The organism is Sphingopyxis alaskensis RB2256 (genome assembly GCF_000013985.1).
Taxonomy (GTDB): domain Bacteria; phylum Pseudomonadota; class Alphaproteobacteria; order Sphingomonadales; family Sphingomonadaceae; genus Sphingopyxis; species Sphingopyxis alaskensis.
The window spans coordinates 852,452-874,484 of record NC_008048.1; the positions used below are offsets into that span (position 1 = coordinate 852,452).

Annotated in this window: 23 protein-coding genes and 1 tRNA gene; 13 read left to right on the forward strand and 11 right to left on the reverse strand. The window is 64.3% G+C overall.

From position 1 onward, the window contains the following. Nucleotides 1–104: 104 nt before the first annotated feature. The gene (locus SALA_RS04255) at nucleotides 105–722 is read right to left on the reverse strand and encodes a DNA-3-methyladenine glycosylase family protein (protein WP_011541152.1); all 618 of its coding nucleotides are present in this window, start codon (nucleotides 720–722) and stop codon (nucleotides 105–107) included. A 100-nt stretch (nucleotides 723–822) separates the two neighbouring features. On the opposite strand from SALA_RS04255, the gene SALA_RS04260 reads away from it, so the two are divergent. Further along, a complete protein-coding gene (locus SALA_RS04260) occupies nucleotides 823–1,140 on the forward strand; it encodes a 2Fe-2S iron-sulfur cluster-binding protein (RefSeq protein ID WP_011541153.1) in 318 nt (105 codons plus the stop codon). A 33-nt stretch (nucleotides 1,141–1,173) separates the two neighbouring features. Here SALA_RS04260 and rlmB read toward each other — a convergent pair whose 3' ends face one another. Continuing rightward, nucleotides 1,174–1,941, reverse strand: a complete 768-nt coding sequence (gene rlmB, locus SALA_RS04265; protein ID WP_041383083.1) for a 23S rRNA (guanosine(2251)-2'-O)-methyltransferase RlmB — start codon at nucleotides 1,939–1,941, stop codon at nucleotides 1,174–1,176. Nucleotides 1,942–2,019: 78 nt separating this feature from the next. On the opposite strand from rlmB, the gene SALA_RS04270 reads away from it, so the two are divergent. Further along, nucleotides 2,020–2,105 (forward strand) — tRNA-Tyr (locus SALA_RS04270). A gap of 196 nt (nucleotides 2,106–2,301) precedes the next feature. After that, the gene (locus tag SALA_RS04275) at nucleotides 2,302–3,513 is read left to right on the forward strand and encodes a tyrosine-type recombinase/integrase (RefSeq protein WP_011541155.1); all 1,212 of its coding nucleotides are present in this window, start codon (nucleotides 2,302–2,304) and stop codon (nucleotides 3,511–3,513) included. Nucleotides 3,514–4,070: 557 nt separating this feature from the next. Here SALA_RS04275 and istB read toward each other — a convergent pair. Beyond that, nucleotides 4,071–4,799 (reverse strand): IS21-like element helper ATPase IstB, encoded by a 729-nt coding sequence (gene istB, locus SALA_RS04285; protein ID WP_011540744.1) that lies wholly within the window; start codon nucleotides 4,797–4,799, stop codon nucleotides 4,071–4,073. Continuing rightward, on the reverse strand, nucleotides 4,786–6,300 hold the full coding sequence (gene istA, locus SALA_RS04290) for an IS21 family transposase (RefSeq protein ID WP_011540745.1): 1,515 nt from the start codon (nucleotides 6,298–6,300) through the stop codon (nucleotides 4,786–4,788). Before istA ends, istB begins: the two co-directional genes overlap by 14 nt. A 211-nt stretch (nucleotides 6,301–6,511) precedes the next feature. Here istA and SALA_RS04295 point away from each other — a divergent pair, with 211 nt between their 5' ends. The 7 genes from SALA_RS04295 to SALA_RS04325 all read left to right on the forward strand — a co-directional run bounded on the left by SALA_RS04295 (nucleotide 6,512) and on the right by SALA_RS04325 (nucleotide 13,721). Beyond that, nucleotides 6,512–7,357 carry a hypothetical protein gene (locus SALA_RS04295; protein WP_011541157.1) on the forward strand — a complete coding sequence of 282 codons (846 nt, stop codon included), beginning with the start codon at nucleotides 6,512–6,514 and terminating at the stop codon, nucleotides 7,355–7,357. Nucleotides 7,358–7,405: 48 nt separating this feature from the next. Then, the gene (locus SALA_RS04300; RefSeq protein WP_011541158.1) at nucleotides 7,406–8,203 is read left to right on the forward strand and encodes an enoyl-CoA hydratase-related protein; all 798 of its coding nucleotides are present in this window, start codon (nucleotides 7,406–7,408) and stop codon (nucleotides 8,201–8,203) included. Beyond that, a complete protein-coding gene (locus SALA_RS04305) occupies nucleotides 8,196–8,993 on the forward strand; it encodes an enoyl-CoA hydratase/isomerase family protein (protein ID WP_011541159.1) in 798 nt (265 codons plus the stop codon). Before SALA_RS04300 ends, SALA_RS04305 begins: the two co-directional genes overlap by 8 nt. 219 nt (nucleotides 8,994–9,212) lie before the next feature. Next, complete coding sequence (locus SALA_RS04310) at nucleotides 9,213–10,424, forward strand: acyl-CoA dehydrogenase family protein (protein ID WP_011541160.1); 1,212 nt, start codon at nucleotides 9,213–9,215, stop codon at nucleotides 10,422–10,424. A gap of 1 nt (nucleotide 10,425) precedes the next feature. Next, nucleotides 10,426–11,418 (forward strand): acyl-CoA dehydrogenase, encoded by a 993-nt coding sequence (locus SALA_RS16410; RefSeq protein WP_011541161.1) that lies wholly within the window; start codon nucleotides 10,426–10,428, stop codon nucleotides 11,416–11,418. 319 nt (nucleotides 11,419–11,737) lie between these two features. Continuing rightward, nucleotides 11,738–12,796, forward strand: coding sequence for a DUF7065 domain-containing protein (locus SALA_RS04320; RefSeq protein WP_011541162.1), 1,059 nt, complete (start codon nucleotides 11,738–11,740; stop codon nucleotides 12,794–12,796). A 136-nt stretch (nucleotides 12,797–12,932) separates the two neighbouring features. Then, nucleotides 12,933–13,721, forward strand: coding sequence for an NAD(P)H-dependent flavin oxidoreductase (locus SALA_RS04325; protein WP_192807449.1), 789 nt, complete (start codon nucleotides 12,933–12,935; stop codon nucleotides 13,719–13,721). Here SALA_RS04325 and SALA_RS04330 read toward each other — a convergent pair. Genes SALA_RS04330 through SALA_RS04360 form a run of 7 tightly spaced genes read right to left on the reverse strand, consistent with a single transcriptional unit; the run spans nucleotide 13,718 to nucleotide 19,621 of the window. Beyond that, nucleotides 13,718–14,716, reverse strand: a complete 999-nt coding sequence (locus tag SALA_RS04330) for an NADPH:quinone oxidoreductase family protein (RefSeq protein WP_011541164.1) — start codon at nucleotides 14,714–14,716, stop codon at nucleotides 13,718–13,720. The genes SALA_RS04325 and SALA_RS04330 overlap by 4 nt on opposite strands. Beyond that, entirely contained in the window at nucleotides 14,716–15,462 is a 747-nt protein-coding gene (locus SALA_RS04335; RefSeq protein ID WP_011541165.1) for an SDR family NAD(P)-dependent oxidoreductase, read from the reverse strand. Before SALA_RS04335 ends, SALA_RS04330 begins: the two co-directional genes overlap by 1 nt. Next, nucleotides 15,459–16,754: an acyl-CoA dehydrogenase family protein gene (locus tag SALA_RS04340; protein ID WP_011541166.1), complete on the reverse strand. Its 1,296-nt coding sequence runs from the start codon at nucleotides 16,752–16,754 to the stop codon at nucleotides 15,459–15,461. Before SALA_RS04340 ends, SALA_RS04335 begins: the two co-directional genes overlap by 4 nt. 30 nt (nucleotides 16,755–16,784) lie before the next feature. Then, nucleotides 16,785–17,849 (reverse strand): phosphotransferase family protein, encoded by a 1,065-nt coding sequence (locus SALA_RS04345; RefSeq protein WP_011541167.1) that lies wholly within the window; start codon nucleotides 17,847–17,849, stop codon nucleotides 16,785–16,787. Next, complete coding sequence (locus SALA_RS04350; protein ID WP_011541168.1) at nucleotides 17,846–18,304, reverse strand: MarR family winged helix-turn-helix transcriptional regulator; 459 nt, start codon at nucleotides 18,302–18,304, stop codon at nucleotides 17,846–17,848. The genes SALA_RS04345 and SALA_RS04350 overlap by 4 nt, the downstream gene beginning before the upstream one ends. 23 nt (nucleotides 18,305–18,327) lie before the next feature. Further along, nucleotides 18,328–18,768, reverse strand: coding sequence for a nuclear transport factor 2 family protein (locus tag SALA_RS04355; RefSeq protein ID WP_011541169.1), 441 nt, complete (start codon nucleotides 18,766–18,768; stop codon nucleotides 18,328–18,330). Next, nucleotides 18,761–19,621, reverse strand: coding sequence for an SMP-30/gluconolactonase/LRE family protein (locus tag SALA_RS04360; protein ID WP_011541170.1), 861 nt, complete (start codon nucleotides 19,619–19,621; stop codon nucleotides 18,761–18,763). Before SALA_RS04360 ends, SALA_RS04355 begins: the two co-directional genes overlap by 8 nt. A gap of 81 nt (nucleotides 19,622–19,702) precedes the next feature. Here SALA_RS04360 and SALA_RS04365 point away from each other — a divergent pair, with 81 nt between their 5' ends. The 3 genes from SALA_RS04365 to SALA_RS04375 are packed head-to-tail and all read left to right on the forward strand — an operon-like array spanning nucleotide 19,703 to nucleotide 21,943. After that, nucleotides 19,703–20,584 carry an SDR family oxidoreductase gene (locus tag SALA_RS04365; RefSeq protein WP_011541171.1) on the forward strand — a complete coding sequence of 294 codons (882 nt, stop codon included), beginning with the start codon at nucleotides 19,703–19,705 and terminating at the stop codon, nucleotides 20,582–20,584. Next, nucleotides 20,581–21,090: an SDR family oxidoreductase gene (locus SALA_RS04370; RefSeq protein ID WP_011541172.1), complete on the forward strand. Its 510-nt coding sequence runs from the start codon at nucleotides 20,581–20,583 to the stop codon at nucleotides 21,088–21,090. Before SALA_RS04365 ends, SALA_RS04370 begins: the two co-directional genes overlap by 4 nt. Continuing rightward, on the forward strand, nucleotides 21,083–21,943 hold the full coding sequence (locus SALA_RS04375; protein ID WP_011541173.1) for an SDR family NAD(P)-dependent oxidoreductase: 861 nt from the start codon (nucleotides 21,083–21,085) through the stop codon (nucleotides 21,941–21,943). The genes SALA_RS04370 and SALA_RS04375 overlap by 8 nt, the downstream gene beginning before the upstream one ends. Nucleotides 21,944–22,033 lie beyond the last annotated feature (90 nt).

A 22,033-nucleotide genomic window follows, 5' to 3' on the forward strand; every position in this document is an offset into this window, starting at 1 on the left:
GCCCGGCCTTTTTGTTTCAGAACGGCGCCTCCGCGCAGGCACGGGCCGCTATCGGTAGCTCAAGGTCGCCAGCGGCCCCGCCTGCGCGGCGGCGACGGACACCCTCAGATCACGTCCATATTATAGCAATGCCAGCTGAAGATCGCCGCGGCGCCGCGGTGCGGGCGCCAGGCTTCGGCAAGTTCGCGCGCCTGCTTCTCGCTCGGCCGCGCGCCCAATTGCAGGATGCGACCGACCGCCTCCTGCACCGCCAGGTCGCCTGCGGGCCAGATGTCGGGGCGGCCTTCGGCGAACAGCAGATAGATTTCGGCCGACCAGCGGCCGATGCCCTTCACCCGCGTGAGCAGCGCGATCGCTTCCTCATCGTCGGCGGGCAGCGCGTCGAAGGTCAGCTCGCCGTCGAGAATCAGTTGCGCGAGGCTTTTGGCATAGCCCTGTTTCTGCCCCGACAGGCCGCAGGCGCGCAGCGTGTCGAAATCGGCGGCGGCGATCACTTCGGCGGGGCAGCCCGCGCCGAATTGCGCTTCCAGCTTGTTCCAGATCGAGGTCGCGGCGGCGACGCTGACCTGCTGCCCGACGATGGTGCGCAGCAACGTGGTATAGCCGCGCTCGCGGATGCGTGGTTCGGGATAGCCGGCGTTGCCGAGCGCGCGGGCGAAATTGGCGTCCCTTGCCGCCAGCGCGTCGATTCCCGCATTCAGCTGCTGCTGGCTGAGGCCCATCGCATATTCTCCTTTTGTTCCCAAGGTTGCTGATAGCAACGCTTGATTTGACTGGCAACGCGCGACATAGCGCATGCGAAACAAATCTATGGGGACGAGCATGGCCAAGCTGATTGTCGTGACGCGCGACGGGACCGAGCATGAGATCGAGGGCGACACCAGCCTGACCGTGATGGAAAATATCCGCGATGCGGGTTTCGACGAACTGCTCGCGCTGTGCGGCGGCTGCTGTTCGTGCGCGACGTGCCATGTCCATGTCGAGGCGGGCGACCGGGACGCCTTGCCCGCGATGAGCGAGGATGAGAACGACCTGCTCGATTCGACCACCGACCGAGACGAGACGTCGCGCCTGTCGTGCCAGATCCCGTTCAGCGATGCGCTCGACGGGCTGAAGGTGCGCATCGCGGCGGAAGATTGACCTATACGTCGCCCCGCCTTCGGGGGGCGACGGTTATTTACTCGCCGTCGCCACCGCGTAGAGCGCGATCGCCGCGGCGTTCGAGATGTTGAGGCTTTCCATCCGTGGCGAGATGGGGAGCCGCGCCAGCACGTCGCAATGCTCCATCACATTGTGCCGCATCCCGTCGCCTTCGGAGCCGAGCACCAGTGCGACCTTGCTGCCGTCGAGCGTTTCGCCGAGCGTCGTTTCGGTATCGCCCATCAGCCCGATGCGCCAATATTGCGCCTCGGCGATTTCCTCCAGCGCGCGCGACAGGTTGACGACGCGCACCCACGGCACGGTTTCGAGCGCGCCCGACGCCGAGCGCGCGATGACGCCGCTTTCGGGCGGGCTGTGCCGGTCCTGCGTGACGATCGCGGCGGCGTCGAACGCCGCCGCCGAGCGCAGCACCGCGCCGATATTGTGCGGGTCGGTGACCTGATCGAGGATGACGAGCGGGCGCCTGCTTTCGGCGTCGACCTCTTCCTGCAAAAGGTCGCCGAGATGCACGCCGTCGAGCGGGTCGACCTCGATCACCAGACCCTGATGCGGCGCGTCGCGCGCGACCAGGCGCGCCAGATCGGCGACATCGGCATAGCTGATCGGGATCACCGGCGGCAGGTCGAGCTGGCCGAGCGCCTCGCGCGTGCCCCAGATGCGCCTGACCGCGCGGTCAGGGTTGGCGAGCGCGGCGAGGACGGCATGGCGGCCCCAGAAGCGCACGGTCTGTCCGCGCTGATTTCCGCCTGACGGGCGGCGGTGACGGGAAAATTGTCTCATGGCCGCGCCTTTCCCATGACTGCCATTGACAGGCAAGCCTCGTTTCGCCATTGGGCCACTTCCCAACGCGGACCCCATGGACAGGTGGCCGAGTGGTTAAAGGCAGCAGACTGTAAATCTGCCCGGGTTTCCGTACGCTGGTTCGAATCCAGCCCTGTCCACCACCGCCCGTTCTCGGAACATCCCCGAAAAGCCCTAGAAATCTCAGAAAACCAAGGGTATTCTGCCTTTCGATGGCCGCCCCTGTTCGCTGCTATTTGTCTACAACCGACAGTGAGTGTGGGGAAGGTGTGGGGAAGGAGGTGGGCTTCCCCACACTGCGGCTCTCTTAATTGACCTCCAGAAATGTGGGGAACGAGAATGGGCAAACTTACGGCGGTGGCGGTCAAGGCCGCTTTGGCGAATCCGGGCACCTATCAGGACGGTGACGGACTTTTCCTGAAAGTTGGAAAAACTGGTGCGGCTTCCTGGCTTTTGCGACTCCAGCGCGATGGCAAACGACAGGATATTGGTCTGGGTAGTGCGAAGCTGGTGACGCTGGCGGAAGCGCGTGCGAAGGCTGCTGAACTCCGCAAGGCTGTAAAGGTCGAGAAACGCGACGTACTGACGGAGCGGAAGGACGAGGAAGCCGCCAAGGTCACTTTCCGCGAAGCCGCTACCCAATATCATTCCGAGAACGAAGCTGGCTGGAAAAGCGATGTCTATGGTCGGCAATGGCTGGCCAGTCTGGAAAACTACGCCTTCCCGAAGCTTGGCGACATGACGACTGGTGGAATCACTGCCGCCGATATCATCTCGGTCCTCACGCCGATCTGGCAGGAAATCCCCGAAACAGCCCGCCAGGTTCGGAATCGGATTTGCGCGGTGCTAGATTACTCCCATGCAAAGGGTTGGCGCTCTTCCGAAGCTCCATCAGGCAATAGCAGCCTCAAGGCAGGGCGAGGGCTGCCGCGACAGATCAAGAAACCGGCAAACCGCAAGGCGATGCCATACGTGGCCGTTCCTCCGTTCCTGACCGCGTTGCGCCGCAAACCATCCTATTCGCGTCTGGCGCTAGACCTTCTCATTCTGACGGGCGTTCGCTCGCAGGAAGTGCGGCTCGCGAAATGGGACGAATTCGATCTGGACCAGCGCCTTTGGACAATCCCAGCCGAACACATGAAGCGCAGCAGGGCGCACATCGTGCCGCTTTCAGAAGCGGCCTTGGCGGTGCTTGTGAAGGCGGACGCAATGCGGCTTGAGGGAGCCGAAGTGGTATTCCCCGGCATGACGGGAAAGGCGATGTCCAACATGACGCTGCTCAAGGTCATGCGCGACATGCAGGAGCCGTTCCACGTCCACGGTTTCCGCTCCAGCTTCACCGACTGGGCGGCGAACGAAGGCTTCCCCAATGCGGTCGTCGAAGCGGCACTGGCGCACAAGACGCCTGACGCTGTACAGGCCGCCTATCGCCGCACCACATACCTTGGCACGCCGGATAATCCCGGTGCGCGCGTGAAGCTGATGGAAGCGTGGGGGAATTATTGCGCGGGTACTGCCGGAGCAAATACGCCGATCAATGAAGGCGGCTAATCTGACGCTGGTCATGCAAACAGCGATTAGCCTTGGTTAGCCCGACAGCCATATTGCTGGGCGAGCATTTTCTTCCCATCGAGCGCAGCAAGCTCTGTCCGCATGGCCCCAAGCATCTGTGTTTCCAAAGTGCCGCTATTGGCTTCCCTCAAGGCATCGATCTGAGTTCGGTATTGGGCGACAGTATTCTCATCTAGCGTGAAAGGACACTCTTCGTATGGCCATTCGTTCTCACCGGTGCCGTATGTCGTTGTGTCTACGAATGAGAGGCGGCTCATGGTTCTCAAACCGCCACTGCAGTTTCGGTCACCTTGATAGAGATCGAGGCCCCGAACCGGACCGTCGAATCCTTCAGCCGCCCACCATCGAGCGCATCCGGCTGGGACATTATTGTCAATCGGCGTTCAATCGGGACCCCCTATCGGCGCGCAAAAGGGACCCCCTTGCTGAGATGGTGGGTGGTTGATGCTGGGCGCGGTTTTCGCGCTGCTGGCGGCGTAGGGAGGGCGTAGCCCGACCGGAGGCGTCAGCAGCGCGAAGGCGGTTTTCTGGCTGGGTCAGCTGCGGTTTTTGAAGCGCCAGCTGTCGTTGCCTGTCTCGACGATATCGCAATGGTGGGTGATGCGGTCGAGCAGCGCGGTGGTCATCTTGGGATCGCCGAACACGGTGGGCCACTCGCCGAAGGCCAGGTTGGTGGTGATGATGACCGAGGTCTGCTCGTAGAGCTTGCTGATCAGGTGGAACAAGAGCTGCCCGCCGGATCGGGCGAACGGCAGATAGCCCAGCTCATCAAGCACCACGAGGTCGAGCCTGCCGAGCTGGGCGGCGATGGAGCCGGCCTTGCCGATGCGGGCTTCTTCCTCGAGCCTGGTGACGAGATCGACCGTGTTGAAGTAGCGCCCGCGGGCCCCGGCACGCACGACGCTGGCGGTGATCGCAGTGGCCAGATGGGTCTTGCCGGTCCCTGTGCCGCCGATGAGCACGATGTTGCGGCGACCGGGCAGGAACGAACCTGTGTGCAGGGAGCGCACCAGCTCTTCGTTGATCGGGGTGCCCTCGAACGCGAAGGCGTCGAGGTCCTTGATTACCGGCAGCTTGGCTGCGGTCATGCGGTAACGGATCGAGGCGGCATGACGATGCGCGGCTTCGGCGCGCAACAGATCGGTCAGGATCTCGTGGGTCGTGCGCTTGCGCTGCAACCCGGTGGTGACCGCCTCGTCGAAGGCTCCTGCCATGCCCTTGAGGCCGAGCGAGCGCATCGCCTCGATCATCTCATGCCGCTGCATGGAGGCCTCGCACCGTATCGTAGCGCGCGCAGTCCGCGATCGGCGGGTGGCTGAGCTTGAGATCGGCGACCACATCCAGGGGGCGCTCGGATGGCGGGTCCCGGTATCGGGCCAGGATGTTGAGGATGACCTCGTCGCTGACAGCACCGCTATCAAGCGCCTCCCGGATCGCGGCCTCGACCGCTTCCAAGCCATCGGTCATTACCGATGCCAGCACGCGCACGAAGCGGCGGTCGGCGTCATCACCGCCGCCCAGCTTGCGCCGCAACCGCGTCAGTGCCGGTGGCAGGTCCCACCCCTGGAAGGGTGCGCCGTTCCGCAAGGCCCCAGGCTTGTGCGCCAGCACTGGCAGGTAATGCCAGGGATTATAGATCGTCCGGTCGCGGCCGAAGTGCCGGGCATGCTCGGCGATTACCTCGTCGCCTAGGCGCACGACGATGCGGTCGGCATAGGCGCGGACCTGAACGGCCCGCCGCGCCGCCTTGGCCATGACCGAGTAGCGGTTACGGTCGAAGCTGATCAGGCACGTGCCGGTCACGGCATGGGTGGTCTCGTGGAAGCCGTCGAAGGGCGCCAGCATCGGCTGCAGGGCTGGCCGCTCGAGCTCCAGCGCCTCGGCGACGGTCAGCTCCTTCTGCTCGGGATGGGCGTGCGTTGCGGCCCAGCGCAGGCACTCAGCCTCCAGCCACCCGTTGAGCTCCTCGATGCTGGCAAAGCGCAGGCGAGGCTGGAAGAAGCGGCCCCGGATGGTCTGCACCTGGTGTTCAACCTGACCCTTCTCCCATCCCGCCGCCGGCGAGCAGGCCGTGGGCTCGACCATGTAATGATCGGCCATGACCAGAAAGCGGCGGTTGAACACCCGCTCCTTGCCGACGAACACGGTGGTGACCGCGGTCTTCATGTTATCGTAGATGCCGCGCAGGGGAACGCCGCCGAAGAAGGCAAAGCCGCGCGCATGGGCGTCGAACACCATCTCCTGCGTCTCGCGCGGATAGGCCCTGACGTAGACCGCGCGCGACGCGCACAACCGCATCTGCGCCACCTTCACCCGCATCGGCTTGCCCGCGATCTCCACATCCTCGTGGCTCCAGTCGAACTGGTAGGCCTCGCCTGGCTTGAACATGAGCGGGATGAACGCGGGCGCCCCATCACCCGCATCCTTGCGCCTCGCTTCCGTCCAGCGCCGGGCGTAGCGCCGGACCGCGTCGTAGGATCCCTCAAAGCCCTCACGGCACAACAGATCATGGATCCGGGTCATGCGCAGCCGGTCACGCCGGTGCCGAGCCTCGTTCTCCATCAACAGCGTATCGAGCCGCTCTTGGAACGGCCCAAGCCGGGGCAGTGGTTGAACCGTGCGGCGATAATCGAACGCGCCTTCCGGCGCCCGGATCGCCTTGCGAACCACCTTGCGCGACAGCCGCAGATCGCGCGCAATCGCCTTGATCGCCTTCCCGCTCGCGTGCTCCCGCCGTATCCGAACAACCGTCTCCACCACCAACATCCCGATCTCACCACCTGGAAAACCAGGCAGCCTGCTACACCATCAGAATGAGGGGTCCCTTTTAGACGCCGATCACCCCGCTAACGGGGTCCCTTTTGCACGCCGGTCCACAGGCGTTCATGTCTTTGTCTCGGGTTCGCAATGGGATTTCTATCGCCCCATTTTCCCTGGCGACACCATCTACAGCTTCAACGGCGACGAGACGTGCGAGGTGAAGCAGTCCGAATTCGCCGGCCGTTCGGTCATTTGCGTGCGCCGCGACGTCAAGATCAACCAGCGCGGCGAAGTCGTCGCCGTCTATCGTATCTTGCGGGTGCTGACCGAGCGCAAGACCGCTGCCAAAAAGGGCAAATATTCGGCAATCGAGCCTGCGACCTACACCGATGAGGAAATGCAGGCGATCGAGGATATCTACGCGCAGGAGAAGGTTCAGGGTGCCGAGAAGCGGTGGTTCGAGAGCGTCGAGAAAGGCGATTCGCTGGGTTTGCAGGCCAAGGGGCCGCTGACCGTCACCGACGTCATCTGCTTCCATGCCGGCGGCTATGGCTTCGTTCCCTACGCGCCGACGGCGAACCGTCTCGCACACAAGAATCGCCAGCGTATCCCGGCCTTCTACATCAAGAATGAATATGGCGTTCCCGACGTCGCGCAGCGCCTGCACTGGGATCCCACCTGGGCACAGGCGATCGGCAATCCGATGGCTTATGACTATGGGGTGATGCGCGAAAATTATCTTTGGCAATATCTCAGCGACTGGGCGGGCGACGATGCCGTCATCACCCACGTCCATGACGAAATCCGCAAGTTCAACTATATGGGCGACGTGCAGCGGGTCACTGGCGAAGTGCTTGCCAAGCGCCAGGAGGGAAAGCAGGGCCTGGTCGATGTGGCCGTCAAGTTCACCAACCAGCGCGACGAGGAAACGGTGCGGGCGACCGCCACCATCGCGTTGCCGACCAGGGACCGGCCGCAGCCGCTGTATCCGGAAGTCCCGGAGGAGCTGGCCGAAAAGGCGGTCAAGATGCTCGCCCGGCACCGCGAACTCGGCGGGGATTGATCCGCTCCTCCATTCCTTCGAAAAGATCGGAACAGAGAGGGGGCTGCCATGTCCGAACTGCTGATCGAAGATGATGCGGGGGTCCGCATCATAACGCTCAACCGGCCCGACCGTTTGAATGCGCTTACCGGTTCGATCATGGCATCGCTTGCCGATGCCTGCGCCGACGCCGCGCGCGATGCGTCGGTGGGCTGTGTCGTCGTGACCGGCGCGGGCCGTGGCTTTTGCGCGGGCGGCGACCTGAAGGAAGGCGGTGCCGACAAGGCCGTGGTGCCGCCGAACGCCGAGGCAGGCAGCCGAACCGAACAGAGTTTCGCCCGGCTGCGCGGCTTTATGGAAACCTCGCGTCTCCTCCATGAAATGCCCAAGCCGACCATCGCGATGGTCAATGGCCCGGTGGCCGGGGCTGGAATAGGCATCGCGGGGGCCTGCGATCTGCGCTTCGCGTCGAAAAGCGCTACCTTTCTGACCGCTTTTGACCGGATCGGGGCGGGGGGCGATTTTGGTTCGACCTGGTTCTGGACCAAGATTCTGGGCACCGGGGTGGCGCGCGAGCTGTTCTTCCTTGGCGAAAAATTGTCGGCCGAGGAGGCGTTCGCCAAGGGCATTTATACGCGCTTGTTTGAAGAAGCGGACTTGCGCCCGGAAACGATGCAGGCCGCCCGCCGCCTCGCCGACGGGCCACGCATGGGCTATCGGTACATGAAGGCGAACCTCAACAATGCGGAAGATTGGGCCTTCGAAGCCGCGCTTGATGCCGAAGCATTGAACATGGGGCTTTCGACCGGCGCAACCGCGTTGATCTGGCGCGAAAAGAAAAAGCGGGAAGAACAGGGCGGTGGCTGAACCCGACCATATTCGCATCGAACGCCGCGAGCATGGAATCGCAGCCGTTGTGGTGGATCGCGCCGACATCGGCAATGCCTCCTCGCCCGAAATGCTGGGCGAAATTCGCGACGCTTTTACGGCGCTTTCGGCCGACCGGGAGGTTCGCGCGATCATCCTCGCGGCCGAGGGAAAGCATTTTTCGGTCGGGGCCGATTTTGCCTTTCTGGGGCGCCTGACCAGCATGGCAGCGACCGAGATCAAGGACACGGTTTACGCCAATTTCCAGGGCGCCGCGCGCGCCATCTATCGTTCGCCCAAACCGACGCTCGCCGTGGTTCAGGGCGCCGCCGTCACTGTGGGGTGCGAGCTTGCGCTCGCCTGCGATTTTCGGATCGCCGCCGACAATGCGATGTTCCAGGAAAGCTGGATCAAGCTGGGCATCATGCCCCCGCTTGGCGGAACTTTCCTGCTGCCCCGCATCGTCGGGCTGGGCCGCGCGATGGATATGTGCCTGCGCGGTCGGCAGGTGCGCGCCGAAGAGGCCTTGGCCATCGGACTGGTCGCCGAGGTGGTGGCAAGGGACGATCTGGGGGAACGCGGCATGGCGTTGGCGCGCGAACTGGCTGCCGCCGCTCCGCTGGGCTATGCGACGGTGAAGCAGTCGCTTCAACGCGCGCTCGAAAGCAGCATGGACGCGGAATGGCAGGCGAATCTGTCCAACCAGGCGTTGCTGCTTGGCAGCGAAGATCATCGCGAGGGGCTGGCGGCTGTAACCGAAAAGCGCGCGCCGCGTTTTCGCGGCGCATAGCGCCCGCGCTAGAGCGGCGTGCAACAGCATCGGCAAACCAGGGTGCGGGCAAGCCCGCCCGGTTTGACCCCCCCCTTCGGCCTCGGTGAAATAATGCGGTACGGCGTCGACAGCGCTGTGCATCGCTGCCCCTTACAAAGCGGGCGTTTTTTGACACAACATATTTGACGTAGTTATATAACTCAGGCATATCGCATTCGATAAGAGGGAGAGCGCGCGATGGATCTGAGCTATGGCGAAGCGGCCGAAGTCTTTCGCGGCGAGGTCCGTGCCTTTCTGGCGTCGCACTGGCCCCCTGCCAATGATCTGCGCGGTGATGATCTGAAGCAATTCGTCCGCGCATTCCGACGCCAGGCGACCGAACAAGGCTATTTGTACCGCGCCATTCCCAAGCGTTATGGCGGGTCGGAACAGCCCGTCGATGTGATCCGCGCGCAGGTGATCCGCGAGGAGTTTCAACGCGCCAGAGCACCGATGGAAGTGGGCGGCAACGGAATGAACATGACCGTTCCGACCTTGCTGGAGAAGGGCACCGAGGAACAGCGCGAGCTGTTCGTCCGCAAGACGCTGGAAGGCGATTATATCTGGGGGCAGGGATATTCCGAACCCGGTGCCGGGTCGGACCTTGCCAGCGTGCGGACCAGGGGCGAGCTGTCGGCGGACGGCAGCAAATGGATCATCAACGGACAGAAAATCTGGACCTCGCAGGGAATGCAGGCGACGCACATGTTCATGCTGGTGCGGACCGAACCGGACGCGCCCAAGCATGACGGCATCACTTATCTGCTCATCGACCTCGACCAGCCGGGCGTGACGCGCCGCCCGATCCGCCAGATGACGGGAGAAGCAGGCGATCACACGTTTTGCGAGTTTTTCTTCGACAACGCCGAAACGCCGGTGGCTTGGCAGGTCGGTGAGCGAGGGCAGGGCTGGTATGTCAGCCGCACCACACTGAAGCATGAGCGCGCGAGCATCGGGGGCGCTGATGGCCTGGGGCGTCAGTTTGCGAAACTGGTCGAACTGGCAAAGGAAGTGAACCGGATCGAGGATCCGCTGGTGCGCGACAAGCTGACGCAGATCGAGGGCTTTGTTTTGTCGCACCGTTATTCCAGCTATCGCATTTTCAGTTGCGCGGCGGCGGGGGACGACCCCGGCCCGGTATCATTGATGATGAAACTGCTGCTGACCGAGATCGGCCACGAAATCGCGTTGCTGGCGCAGGAATTGCTGGGTGAACATGCCTTTGTCGAACCGGTCGGGGCGGGCGGGCGCGGTAGCCGGGGGCCGCGCGGGCCGGAAAAATGGATGGACCAGATCATGGGTAGCCTGGGCAATTCGATCGCGGGGGGCACATCGAATATTCAACGCAATATCATTGGCGAGCGCGGGCTGGGGCTGCCCCGCGACCTTGCGATAAGTGCGGAGCGCTGACGTGCATTTTCATCTGACCGAAGAGCAGGCCGCAATCCAGGAGGCGGTGCGGGGCACGCTGGCGGACCATTGGCCACTGGAGCGCCTCCACGCCTTTGCCAACGGCGATGCCGACTTCGATCCGGACAGCTGGGATGCGCTGATGGCGCTTGGCCTGGGCGGCGTCCTTGCGCCGGACAGCGGCATGGGTTTGCTCGAAGCCGCCCTGGTTTGCGAAGTCGCAGGCGAACGCGCTGCTCCTGGGCCGCTTGTCGGGCAATTGCTGGCGGTGGCGGCCGTTGCGCATTGGGACGATTGCGACGCGGGCCTTCGGGATGCGCTGACCAGCGGGACAGTGACGGTGGCGCTGATGCACGGCGGCAGCAGCTATGTTCCCTGTGCGCGGTCGGCCGGCCAGTTCCTGGTCGTGGATCGCACGCGCGGCGTCCGTCTGGTCGAGGCCGCCGACGCGACGATCGAGCCGGTCCGCGCCAGCGACCGCAGCCGTCCGGCATCGAAGGTAGAGATTGCCGCGGGCGCGGGGCGCTCGCTGTTCGCCGCCGATCATCCGATGACGGCGCGACTTGCCGATGCGGCGCTGGTTCTCGTCGCCGCCGACGCGCTGGGCGGCGCGCAAAGAGTCACCGACATGAGCGTCGCCTATGCCAAGGAACGCGAGCAGTTCGGACAGCCGATCGGCCGCTTTCAAGGCCTCAAGCACCAGCTTGCGCATATGGCGCTCGATGTCGAACCGGCGCGTGCGCTGGTCTGGTACGCGGCCTATGCCTGGGATGCGGAACTGCCCGACGCTGCGCGCGCGGCGGCGATGGCAAAGGCGCATCTGTGCGACATCTACGTCCGCGCAACGCGCGCCGCGGTCGCGGCGCATGGCGGCATCGGATACACATGGGAATATGGCCTTCATTATTGGTTTCGGCGCGCCGCCTTCAATCGGGCCTGGCTCGGCAGCCCCGCCGAACATCGCGCGCGGGCGGCCGGTCTGGCAGGCTGGTAAATGAGCCGGACGGCCGACCATTCCGAACCGGCCCCCGGCGCGCGGCGCCTGCGCCCCGACGATCATTTCACGATCCTTGCCGAAACCGACGCGTCGCCGATGCATGTCGGTGCGCTCCAGCGCGCCGCCATGCCGGATACCGTCCGCGCCACAATTGTCCCGTTCCCATTCTGGGTTCGGGCCGTTTCCTCAACATCCTCTCGCGCCGCAACGGCGACCGGCTCGACAGGGGCGTTATCGCCGATGCCGAAAAAGTCCCCGACGCCGCCCGGATCGCGGCGTTCCTTGTCGCCGCGTTCGACGAACTGGAGAAAATCGCATGACCGACGACCTCGCCTTTCGCCCGGAAGATGACCGCTATCACCAATTGTCGGACGATCCGTATGAAACGGAAACCAATTGGTGGTCGTTCAACATTCCCGAACGCAAGCTCGGCTGCTGGATCCATGCACCCTATTATCCCAACCGCAAGGCCGTGACCTGGCGGATATTCGCCTGGGACGACGAAGGTTATGATCAGGCGCGCATGGCCTATTATCGCAAGGTCGAAGAGGCGCCGATGCCCGACGACCCCGACCTGACCGACATCATTTTCCCCGGCGATGCGAACGGACCCGGCTATTCGCTGCGGATGCTGGAGCCGGGAATGAAATATCATCTGCAATATGAGGATCGCGCGCGCGGTTTTGCGCTGGACTTCACACATGGCGGCCTGCATCCGCCGCATCGCTTTCCGCCCGGCAAGCCGCCCTTCATGGCCACGCCGCACTTTGACCAGCTCGGCCATGTCGAAGGGTGGATGACACTGCGCGGAGAGCGTATCCGCATCGACGGCATCGGGGTGCGTGATCGCACCTGGGGGCCGCGCGGCGGCCCCTATGCCGCAAGCCCCAAACGCTATGCCAGCGACATGGAACGGGTAAAGCGGCCCGGCGGCGCCCACTGGCGCGAGATCGAGCGCGAACGGGGGCGCGGGCGCATCCAGTATATCTTTGGTCACCGCCACGACGGCACCGGCTTTCTGGGTTTTGTGCGTGTCGCCGATGGGGATGCCGACGGCTGGGCGCCGATGAACGCGGGCTGGATTCGCCGCGATGGCTGCTTCGGCAGCCTCGATCCCGCGCGTTCGCGGATGCGGACCTTTCGCAGCCCGAAAACGGGATGGAGCACACATATGCAGGTTGAACTGGTCGACGAACAGGGTCGCGAAATGAAAAGCGAAGGCTTTGCGGTGAGCACGATGAGCGAAGCGGGCTATGGCGTGAACCAGTTGATGCGTTGGGACATCGACGGCGGGATCGGCTGGGGCGAAGACCAGGATGTTTGGAACCCGGCCCATTATGTGCGGATGCTCGATGCGTTGAAGGCGACCGTTTGACGCCATGTTTGGCGAGTTGTCGCTTCCGCTGATGTGTGCGCCGATGAGCATCGCCTCATCGGTTCCGCTGGCCCTGGCTTGCTGTCGGGCCGGGGTCATCGGTGGATGGCAGGGCGGCTCGCTTACGCCGTTCGAAATGTTCGAATCCTATTTGGAGGCGCTGGACGGGATCGGCGGCGCGCCGCCGATCGTCAACCTGCCCGCCCGTTGGGGGCGCGATCCTGCGGCGGCCGAGCGGATCGACTGCCTCGAACGTCATCGCGTCCCGCTTGTCCTGTCCAGCCTCGGCGACCCGTCGGCGCTGGTCGAGCGGGTTCACGGATGGGGCGGACGGGTGATCCACGACGTTACGACGATGAAGCACGCCGAAAAGGCGATCGCGGCGGGCGCCGACGGATTGATGCTGACCTGCGCCGGAGCGGGCGGCCACACCGGTTTTCTGACGCCAATGGCTTTCGTGCCGGCGGTGCGGCGGCGATTCGACGGCTTGCTGATCGTCGCGGGAGGTATCGCCGACGCGCATGGCATCGCCGCCGCGCTGGCGCTGGGGGGCGATATTGCGTGCATGGGAACGCGCTTCATCGCGACGCCGGAAAGCGGCGTGGCCGAGGGACATCGCACCATGATCCCGGCAGTCGGTGTCGATGACATCATGGTTTCGGCGGCGATGAACGGCGTCCCCGCGCATTGGATGCGCCCATCGGTGGAAGCAGTAGGCCTCGATCCAAAGTCGCTTCCGTCGACGCGCACGGCAATGCCCGAAGGGGTAAGGCCGTGGCGCGATATATGGAGCGCGGGCCAAAGTGCGGGCCTGATCGACATGGTCGAACCGGTCGCCGATCTCGTTGCCCGTCTTCGCCGTGATTTCAACGCATTGCCGGCGCTTCCCGATTGGCGGGGGCGGTTGGCGGACATCGCGTTCTAGCGCGGCGTGCTGGACATCTGACCCATCGTCAGCACGATCCGTCCCGCGCTTTCGCCGGTCTCCGCATCCTGCATTGCGGCGCAAAAATCCTCCAGGGGATAGGTTCGCGCGATCGCCGGGCGCAGCCTGCCTTCCGCCGCCAGGTCGAAAATGGCATCACGGTTGGCCTCGCTCCGTCCGGGTTCGAACAGGCCGAACTGCCGCACGTCCACTCCGATCAGGCTCGCTCCCTTCAATAAGGGCAAGTTGGTCCGCAGCGCCGCAATGCCTGCCGGAAAGCCGATGACCAGATGCCGTCCGTTCCAAGCCAGCGAACGGAATGCCCGGTCGGTTGCGTCGCCTCCGACGGGGTCGAACACGACATCGACGCCCTGGCCACCGGTCGCAGCGGTTACCGTCGCGCGCCAGTCGGGGTCGCGCGCGTCGATCACGGCATCGGCGCCGCCCGCGCGCGCCAGGCTGCGCTTGGTCGCGTTCGACGCCGACGCGATCACCTGTGCGCCAAGATATTTGCCAAGCTGGATCGCTGCATAACCCGTGGCGCCGCCCGCTCCCAGTACCAGCAGCGTCTCTCCCGCAGCCAGCCGACCGCGATCGACCAGCGCATGGCGCGCGGTTGCATAGCTTACCGGGAACACCGCCGCTTCTTCGAAGGACAGGGTTTCGGGCATTTTCCGAACAGTTCGTGCGGGAAGGTTGGCGGCATCGGCGAACAGGCCGCCCCATCCGCTGCCCACCACCTTGTCGCCGACAGAAAGTCCTTCGACGTCCATGCCGACGGCCTCGACGATGCCCGCGCATTCGCTGCCGGGGATATAAGGAAGCGGCGGTTTGACCTGATAATTTCCCGCTGCCGTCAAGACATCGACATAGCTGATACCGGTGGCGCGGATCGCGATCCGAACCTGGCTCGGCGACGGCGGGCCGGGATCATATTCGACCAGCCGATAGGTGTCGGGGGGGCCAAGTGCGCTGGCCATAACGGCGCGGGGCATCAGCGCTGCCCCCCGTCCACGCGGACGAGCGCGCCGGTGGTATAAGAGGATGAGGGGCTCGCGAGCATCAGTGCGGCGGTGACGATTTCCTCGGGGCGGCCGGGGCGTCCCAGGGCCACGGGCTGCACCTCCCGCTTCCATGGTTCCCAGGCGTCCGCGATGTCGGTCAGAAAGGGGCCGGGGCTGATCGTGTTCACCCGCACTTTCGGGCCATATTCGCGGCTGAGCGACACGGTCATCGCATTGAGCGCCGCCTTTGCCGCGCCATAGGGCACGACTTTCGGCAGCGCCATCAATGCCCCGGTCGAGCTGACGTTGATGATACAACCGCCATCGCCTTCGCTCATCCGGTGCGCGATCTGGCTCGCGAGGCGGAACGGACCCTTGAAGTTCAGGTTCATCACCGAATCGAACAGCTTTTCCGGTATTTCGTGGCTGGCGCAGGACGGCGACATTCCGGCATTGTTGACCAGAATGTCGACGCGCCCGAATGCGGCGTAGGACGCGGCGATCAATCCGTCGATCTCGTCCCAGCGGCCGCAATGGGCACTGTGGGCCAGGGCTTTGCGACCAAGCGCGCGGCATTCTTCGGCAATGGTTTCGCAATTGTCCAGCTTGCGGCTGGCGACGATGACGTCGGCGCCGCGCTCCGCAAACGCCTTTACCATCCGATAGCCAAGCCCGCGCGACCCGCCGGTGACGAGCGCGACCTTTCCGGTGAAATCGAACAGCGGATCGGGCGTCATGCCGTGTTCCTTTCCCGGATCGCTGCCAGCCGCGTCGGTATATGTTCGCTGGGAAACAGGCCCGATGCGCGCGTTGCATTCTTCAGATGAGCTTTGGCGACCTGTACCTTGTGCACCTCGGTTGGTCCGTCGGCCAGGGCGAGGGCGGGAAGGCCCATCCACATATCGGCGAGCGGCGTTTCGAGCGTCATGCCCAGGCTTCCGTGCATCTGGATCGCGCGCTGGACGATGTCGTGACAGACTTTTGCCATCTGCACCTTGCACATCGCGATATGCGTGCGCGCGGCGCCGTGGGGCTCGCGACCGCTTTCCACCTCATCGATGATCCACGCGGTCTTGAGCACCAGCAGGCGGAACTGTTCCAGCTCGATGATCGAATCGGCGATCGCTCCCTGCACGAACTGATGTTCGCCAAGCTGCTTGCCCTGGGTGTGGCGTGAGACCGCGCGTTCCAGCATCATGTCGATCGCGCGCTGGCATTTGCCGACCGTTCGCATGGCGTGGTGGACACGGCCGCCGCCCAGCCGCGCCTGCGCGACCTTGAACCCCTCGCCGGGGTTGCCCAGCATCGCGTCCAGTGGAACCCGCACGCGATTATAACGGATATAGGCGTGAATGCCGTCGTCGTCGCCCCGGCGATCCCCCATCGTCTGGGAATGGCGGATGAATTCCAGTCCGGGCGCATCGGCGGGCACGATCAGCATCGACATTCGCCCGTGCGGCGGGTTTTCGGGATTGGTCACGACCATCACGATGAGAAAGGCGGCGAAGCGCGCATTGGAGGAGAACCATTTCTCTCCCTCGATCACCCACTCGTCGCCCTCGCGCCACGCGCGGCAGGTGAACTCCTTGGGATCGGCCCCGGCCTGCGGTTCGGTCATCGAAAAGGTCGATACGATTTCACCGTCGATCAGCGGCTTCAGGTAGCGGGCCTTCTGCTCGTCGGTGCCGAACATCGCCAGGATTTCGCTGTTCCCCGTATCGGGCGCGGCGGTGCCGAATATGGTGGGCGCCCAATAGCTGCGGCCCAGAAGTTCGTTCATCAGCGCCAGCGTCAGTTGACCATATCCGGGTCCGCCCAGCTCGGCGCCCAGATGACAGGCCCACAATCCCTGCGCCTTCACCTCCTTTTGCAATGGTTTCAGATGCGCGCGCGCCTTGCGGTCGGTTACGTCATAGGGAGCGCCGTGACCGGGGAACAGCATGTCCATCGGCTCGCATTCGCGGCGGACAAACGCTGCCATCCAGTCCAGCCTCGCCTGCAAGTCCGGTTCGATGCGAAAGTTGATCATGTCTGCTCCTGCTATTCCGGCGGGACAGGGTTAGCCGACCAGTCGGATCAGCTTTTCGGCTTCGGCAAAATTGCCGCGCACAAGCCGGTCGAAGAAGTGGCCTGTTTCGGCGCTTAGAATGCCCTTGGCGGCCTGCGCGACCTTATATTCCAGGATACAGCCACCCTTGAACATCGCCAGCACCAGATAATAATCGAAACTCGCCATGTCGCGCCCGGTGCCGACGGCATAATGCGCCATCAATTCCTGCCGCGATGGCCAGTGGTCCACATTGTACAGCGCCTTTTCAGGCACATGGCCCGGAAATCGATCGTCGCAGATGCCGTTGCAGAACCATGCCAGATCGAGCAGCGGGTCGGCTATGGTTGACAATTCCCAGTCGATCAGCGCGGCAAGGCGGCATGGCGGGTCAAAGGCAAACAATGCATTGGGCGTCCCGACATCGCCGTGGATAATACCGGGCCGGAAATCGTCCGGCGCGTTCGCGCGAAGCCAGTCGCGAGCGAGCGCATAGCCGGGCAGCTCACGCCATTCGAAATCATAGAGTTGGCGATAGCTTATGATCTGACTTTCCCAGCGATCGACCTGTCGCTCCAGAAAATTATCGGGCCGCCCGAAATCGTCGAGACCGACGGCGCGGTAATCGACATTGGCGAGCGCGATCAGCCCGTCGACCATCGCAAACGGGATCTCGCCGGCATGGGGAGGCTTGTCGAACGGCGGGCGGTCATGAATGCGCCCGTCGCAAAGGGCGCCAGACCATCCGTCGACACGGTCCATGACATAAAAGGGCGCGCCGATGACGTCCGGGTCGGCGCAGCTTGCATGGCAGACGGGATGCGGCACATCGGTGCCGTTCAGCGCGGTCAGCACCCGCGCTTCGCGCAAGATGCTCTTCGCGCTGCCCGGCGGCGGGACGATCGGCGGACGGCGAAGGACCAGCGTCCGGCCACCGCGATCCAGCGACAGAATGACGTTCGAGGTGCCACCATGGATTTTTCCGATCGCCAGCGGCCCGTGCCCCAGCGCGGGAACATGCACGTCGAGCCATGCGGAAAGCCGGTCGGAATCGGCCAGGGCGCGCAATTCGCTCATCGGTCGCGCGCGCGCAAATAGGTTTCGATCCCCTGGCGTATCTCTTGCAACCGGTCGGCCGCGTCGGCGAACATTTCCCCGTCGATCCGCGCGAGTATATCGGTCGTCACCGCCTGCGCGCGGTCATGATCCGCCGCCTTGAGCGCGCGCCCGGCATCGGTCGCGATGATCAAGGACGCGCGTTTGTGATCGGGATTGTCGGCAAAGTCGATCAGGTCGAGCGCGGCGAGGCGGTTCGCCGCCCGCTGCACCACCTGGCGCGGATGCCCCAGGCTGCGGCCGATCTGCGCCACCGTGGGCGGCGTCGCGGCGTTGACCACGGCGGTGAGCACCGTCAGCTCCATTTCGGCCAATCCGCTCTGCGCGCGCGTGTCGGCGTAGAGCGCCCGCATCCGTCCACGCAGCCGGGCAAGCTCGTCGGCGAATCGTTCGAAATCGGAGAAGCGCGGTGACATGACACCTTAATGTCAAAATGACATCAAGGTGTCAAATTATTCGGGCGCGTAACCATCGGCCGGAACAGCGACGCCTTGGTCTGCCAGTCGATCCGCACCCGCCGCCTTGCGAAACGCCAGCCCTCGGCGGTGCGGACGATCCGGTCGTCATATGTGCCGCTGTGATCGGGGCCGAAATTGCTGTGGACGCAGAAATAGCTGCGCGCGGTGGCGACATCGCCATCGACAATGATCAGCGGATTGGTGATGTGATGCCGGATGAAGGTCAGCCGCCGGTCGCGCGTGCCTGAAGACAGGGACGCCTTGATCGCCGCCGGACCGCATGGCGCGGCGCCCGGATATTCCAGCACCCCGTCGGGCGCAAAGCAGGCCGCCAGATCGTCGATACGCCCCCGGTCGCCGTGGTAGGTATAGCGTGCCAGAAGGTCGCGGATCGCGTCGCGGTCGCTTGCCAGATCAGGCATTGAATGCAAGCTCCAGTCCCGGCTCGTCCCAGCGCAGTTTCGCGAGCCGCCCCGAACTCGACAGCGTTACATAGGCGTCCCGCATGTCTGTGCCGCCGAAGGCAATGTTGGTAACGTAACGTTCGCCCGGAATGCCGAACTTGTGCATTGCGCCGTCGGACGTGATGGTCGAAATGCCGCCCTCGTAAAGCGTTGCGACACAGATATTGCCGGCGGCCGTTACCGCCAGACTGTCGAAACCTACCGGCCCCGGAGCGGTTGCCACCCATTCGGGCCTCTGTTCTTCGGGGGCCCGCCGGTAGCGCCAAAGGCGCGCCTGATGGGTGTCGGCGACATAGACATGCGCCCCATTGGGCGACAGGCCGATGCCGTTGCAGGAGATGGCGTGGCGGTCGATCGCGGCGACATGCGAACCGTCGGGAAGCGCCGTGAACAGCCCGCTCGCCGTGCGGATGCCGTCATGCGTCTTGCCAAGGTCGGTGAACCACATGCGCCCGTCCGAGTCGAAAACAATGTCGTTCGGCGCCTCCAGCGCCACACCGTCGCAATGGTCGAAAAGCCGTTCGGCGCGACCGCTCGACAGGTCCACTCGCTCGACCCGGCCCTCATGGCCCGGACCGCGGGCATTCTGAAACTTGTCGAGATCCAGTCCGCCATTGTTGCAAACATATAGCGCGCCATCGGGACCGATCGCGGCGCCATTGGGCCCGCCGCCGATCTCGCACAGCACTTCCTTGCGGCCGTTCCAGCAGCGCGTGATACGCCCGCCCGCAAGCTCGACGACGATCACCGACCCATCGGCCATGACCACCGGTCCCTCCGGAAAGGCAAGGCCATCCGCAACGATTTCCATGTCGGCTCCTATATAACCTAGTTAGTCATGTCTTGACATGCAGAGGGTCAAGGCGCAACCCTTGGCGCGAGGGAGAGAGCCTTGCCAATACCGGCCCATCATATTGTGGCGACCCCGCCGCCATTCGAAGCGCCCCCCTATCCGGGCGACATTTTTGCCGGTCAGACGGTGCTGGTCACCGGCGGCGGGTCGGGCATGGGTCTCGCGATGGCAAAGGCCTTTGCGCAGGGCGGGGCCGATGTCGCGGTGCTGGGACGGAACCTCGACCGGGCACGGGACGGCGCCGAACAGATCGCCGCGCTGGGCGTGCGCAGTCATGCGATAAGCTGTGACGTTCGCAATCCCGATGCCGTGGCGGCAGCCTTTGACGAAGCCGAGGAGGCGCTCGGGCCCATCGGCCTGCTCGCCAACAATGCCGGCGCCAATTTCCCGATCCTGGCAGAAGATATATCGCGCAATGCCTGGAACGCGGTCACGCGGATCGCGATCGACGGGACGTTCCTTTGCTCCAGCGAATTCGCCCGGCGCCGCATCGCGCGCGGTGAGGGCGGGGCGATCGTCAACAACAGCGCCCAATATATCTGGACCGGCTTTCCGGGCGATGCCCATAGCGCCGCCGCCAAGACCGCGCAGGCGACGATGACGAAGCGTCTGGCCGCCGATTGGGCGCCATATGGCATTCGCGTCAATGCAATAGCGGCGGGTTTCTTCCCCCATGCCGATTCGGTTTCGGGTCGCAGCGAGGATGGCGTGGAGCCGTTGCAGGCGATGATCCCCGCGGGCCGCACGGGCAGCATATGGGAGTTTGGCTGGTTGTCCGCGATGACCTGTACCCCGTTTTTCGGTGAAATGACCGGACAGGTGATCGTGCAGGACGGTGGCGAAAGCCTGCGTAGATCGCTGATCATGCCCGACTTCATTCCGCCGCGTGAGCGGGCTGACGGCCCGTGGGGTTGGCAATGAACGGCTGGCTTGCCGGAAAACGCGCCCGGATCGAAGGGGACGCGCCTGCCATTACGGCGGCGATCGAGGCCGCCGGGGCGGTGCTGGTCGCCGATGGCGAAGGCGATTGCGACATCTGGGTCCACATCGCGCCGCATTCCGAAATCAAGCGCGCGCACGAGATCGGGTACAGCGAATGGCGCGCCAACCTGGACGCCGGGCTCGACCGGCGATTTCTTGGTGCCCAGAAATTTGCCGCCGAATGCCGGAAGCGCGGGCGGGGAGGAGCTGTCCTGTTTGTCGGCGCGCCCGAACAGGCGCTGGGCGCCGATCATGCGGCGGCAGCGGGCGCGCTGGGCAATCTGACCAAGACGCTGGGCGTCGAATGGGCGCGCGACGGCATTCGGGTGAACAGCATATTGACGCGGACCTCCGAAGAAACGCTCGGCCATCTCGCGGCCTATCTGGTCAGCGACTATGCCGCCTATGTCACCGGGGCGGTGATGGGGGTCGATCTTGATGACTGATCGACTGCGTCTCGACGGACAGGCGGCGTTCGTGACCGGCGGCGGGGGCGGTATCGGCCGCGCCATTGCGATCCGGCTGGCCGAAGCAGGGGCGAATGTTGCGATCCTGGACATTATTGCGGAACGGGCGGAGGAAACGGCGACCCGCATCCGCGAGACGGGCGCGCGCGCGCTGACGTTTCCCGCCGACGTCATGGAGAGTGATGCCCTCCGCGCGGCGATTGACCAGGCGGCCGCCGCATTCGGACGGCTCGACATTTTGGTCAACAATGCGGGCGGCGTGTCGGCGCGACCCTTTCTCGAACAAAGCGAACGTTCGATGCGAAAGCATATCGACATCAACCTGATGTCGATGCTGGTGGCGACGCAGGCGGCGGCCCGGCATATGGTTGCGGGCGGAAAAGGCGGTTCGATCATCAACGTCGCCAGTATCGAGGCGACCCGCGCGGCGCCGAATTTCGCGGTCTATGCGGCGTGCAAGGCAGGGATGTTCAGCTTCACCCGGTCGATGGCGCTCGAATTGTCGGGCCATGGCATTCGCGTCAATTGCCTGGCCCCCGATCACACGGTCACGCCGGGCAATCAGGGAAATCGCGCCGGGCCGGTCGATCCCGCGACATGGCGCCAGCGCAGCGACGATGAGGTCGATGCGATGAATCGCCTTATCCCGCTTGGCCGCGAAGGCATCGACATGGAATGCGGCGACGCGGCGCTTTTCCTGTCGAGCAGGATGGCGAGCTATATCACGGGCATCCTCCTGCCGGTTGATGGCGGAACCTGGGCTTCGTCGGGCTGGGTGCGCGGTCAGACGGGCAAATGGACCTTGAACGAGGGATTGTCCTTTGGGGGCTGAGCGCGGGCGGAAGCAGCCGCATTGCGGGGGCGCCGGAAAGGCCTTAAAGGCACGATCTGGTCCGCACGGAATGACGGCGTATCGGCACAA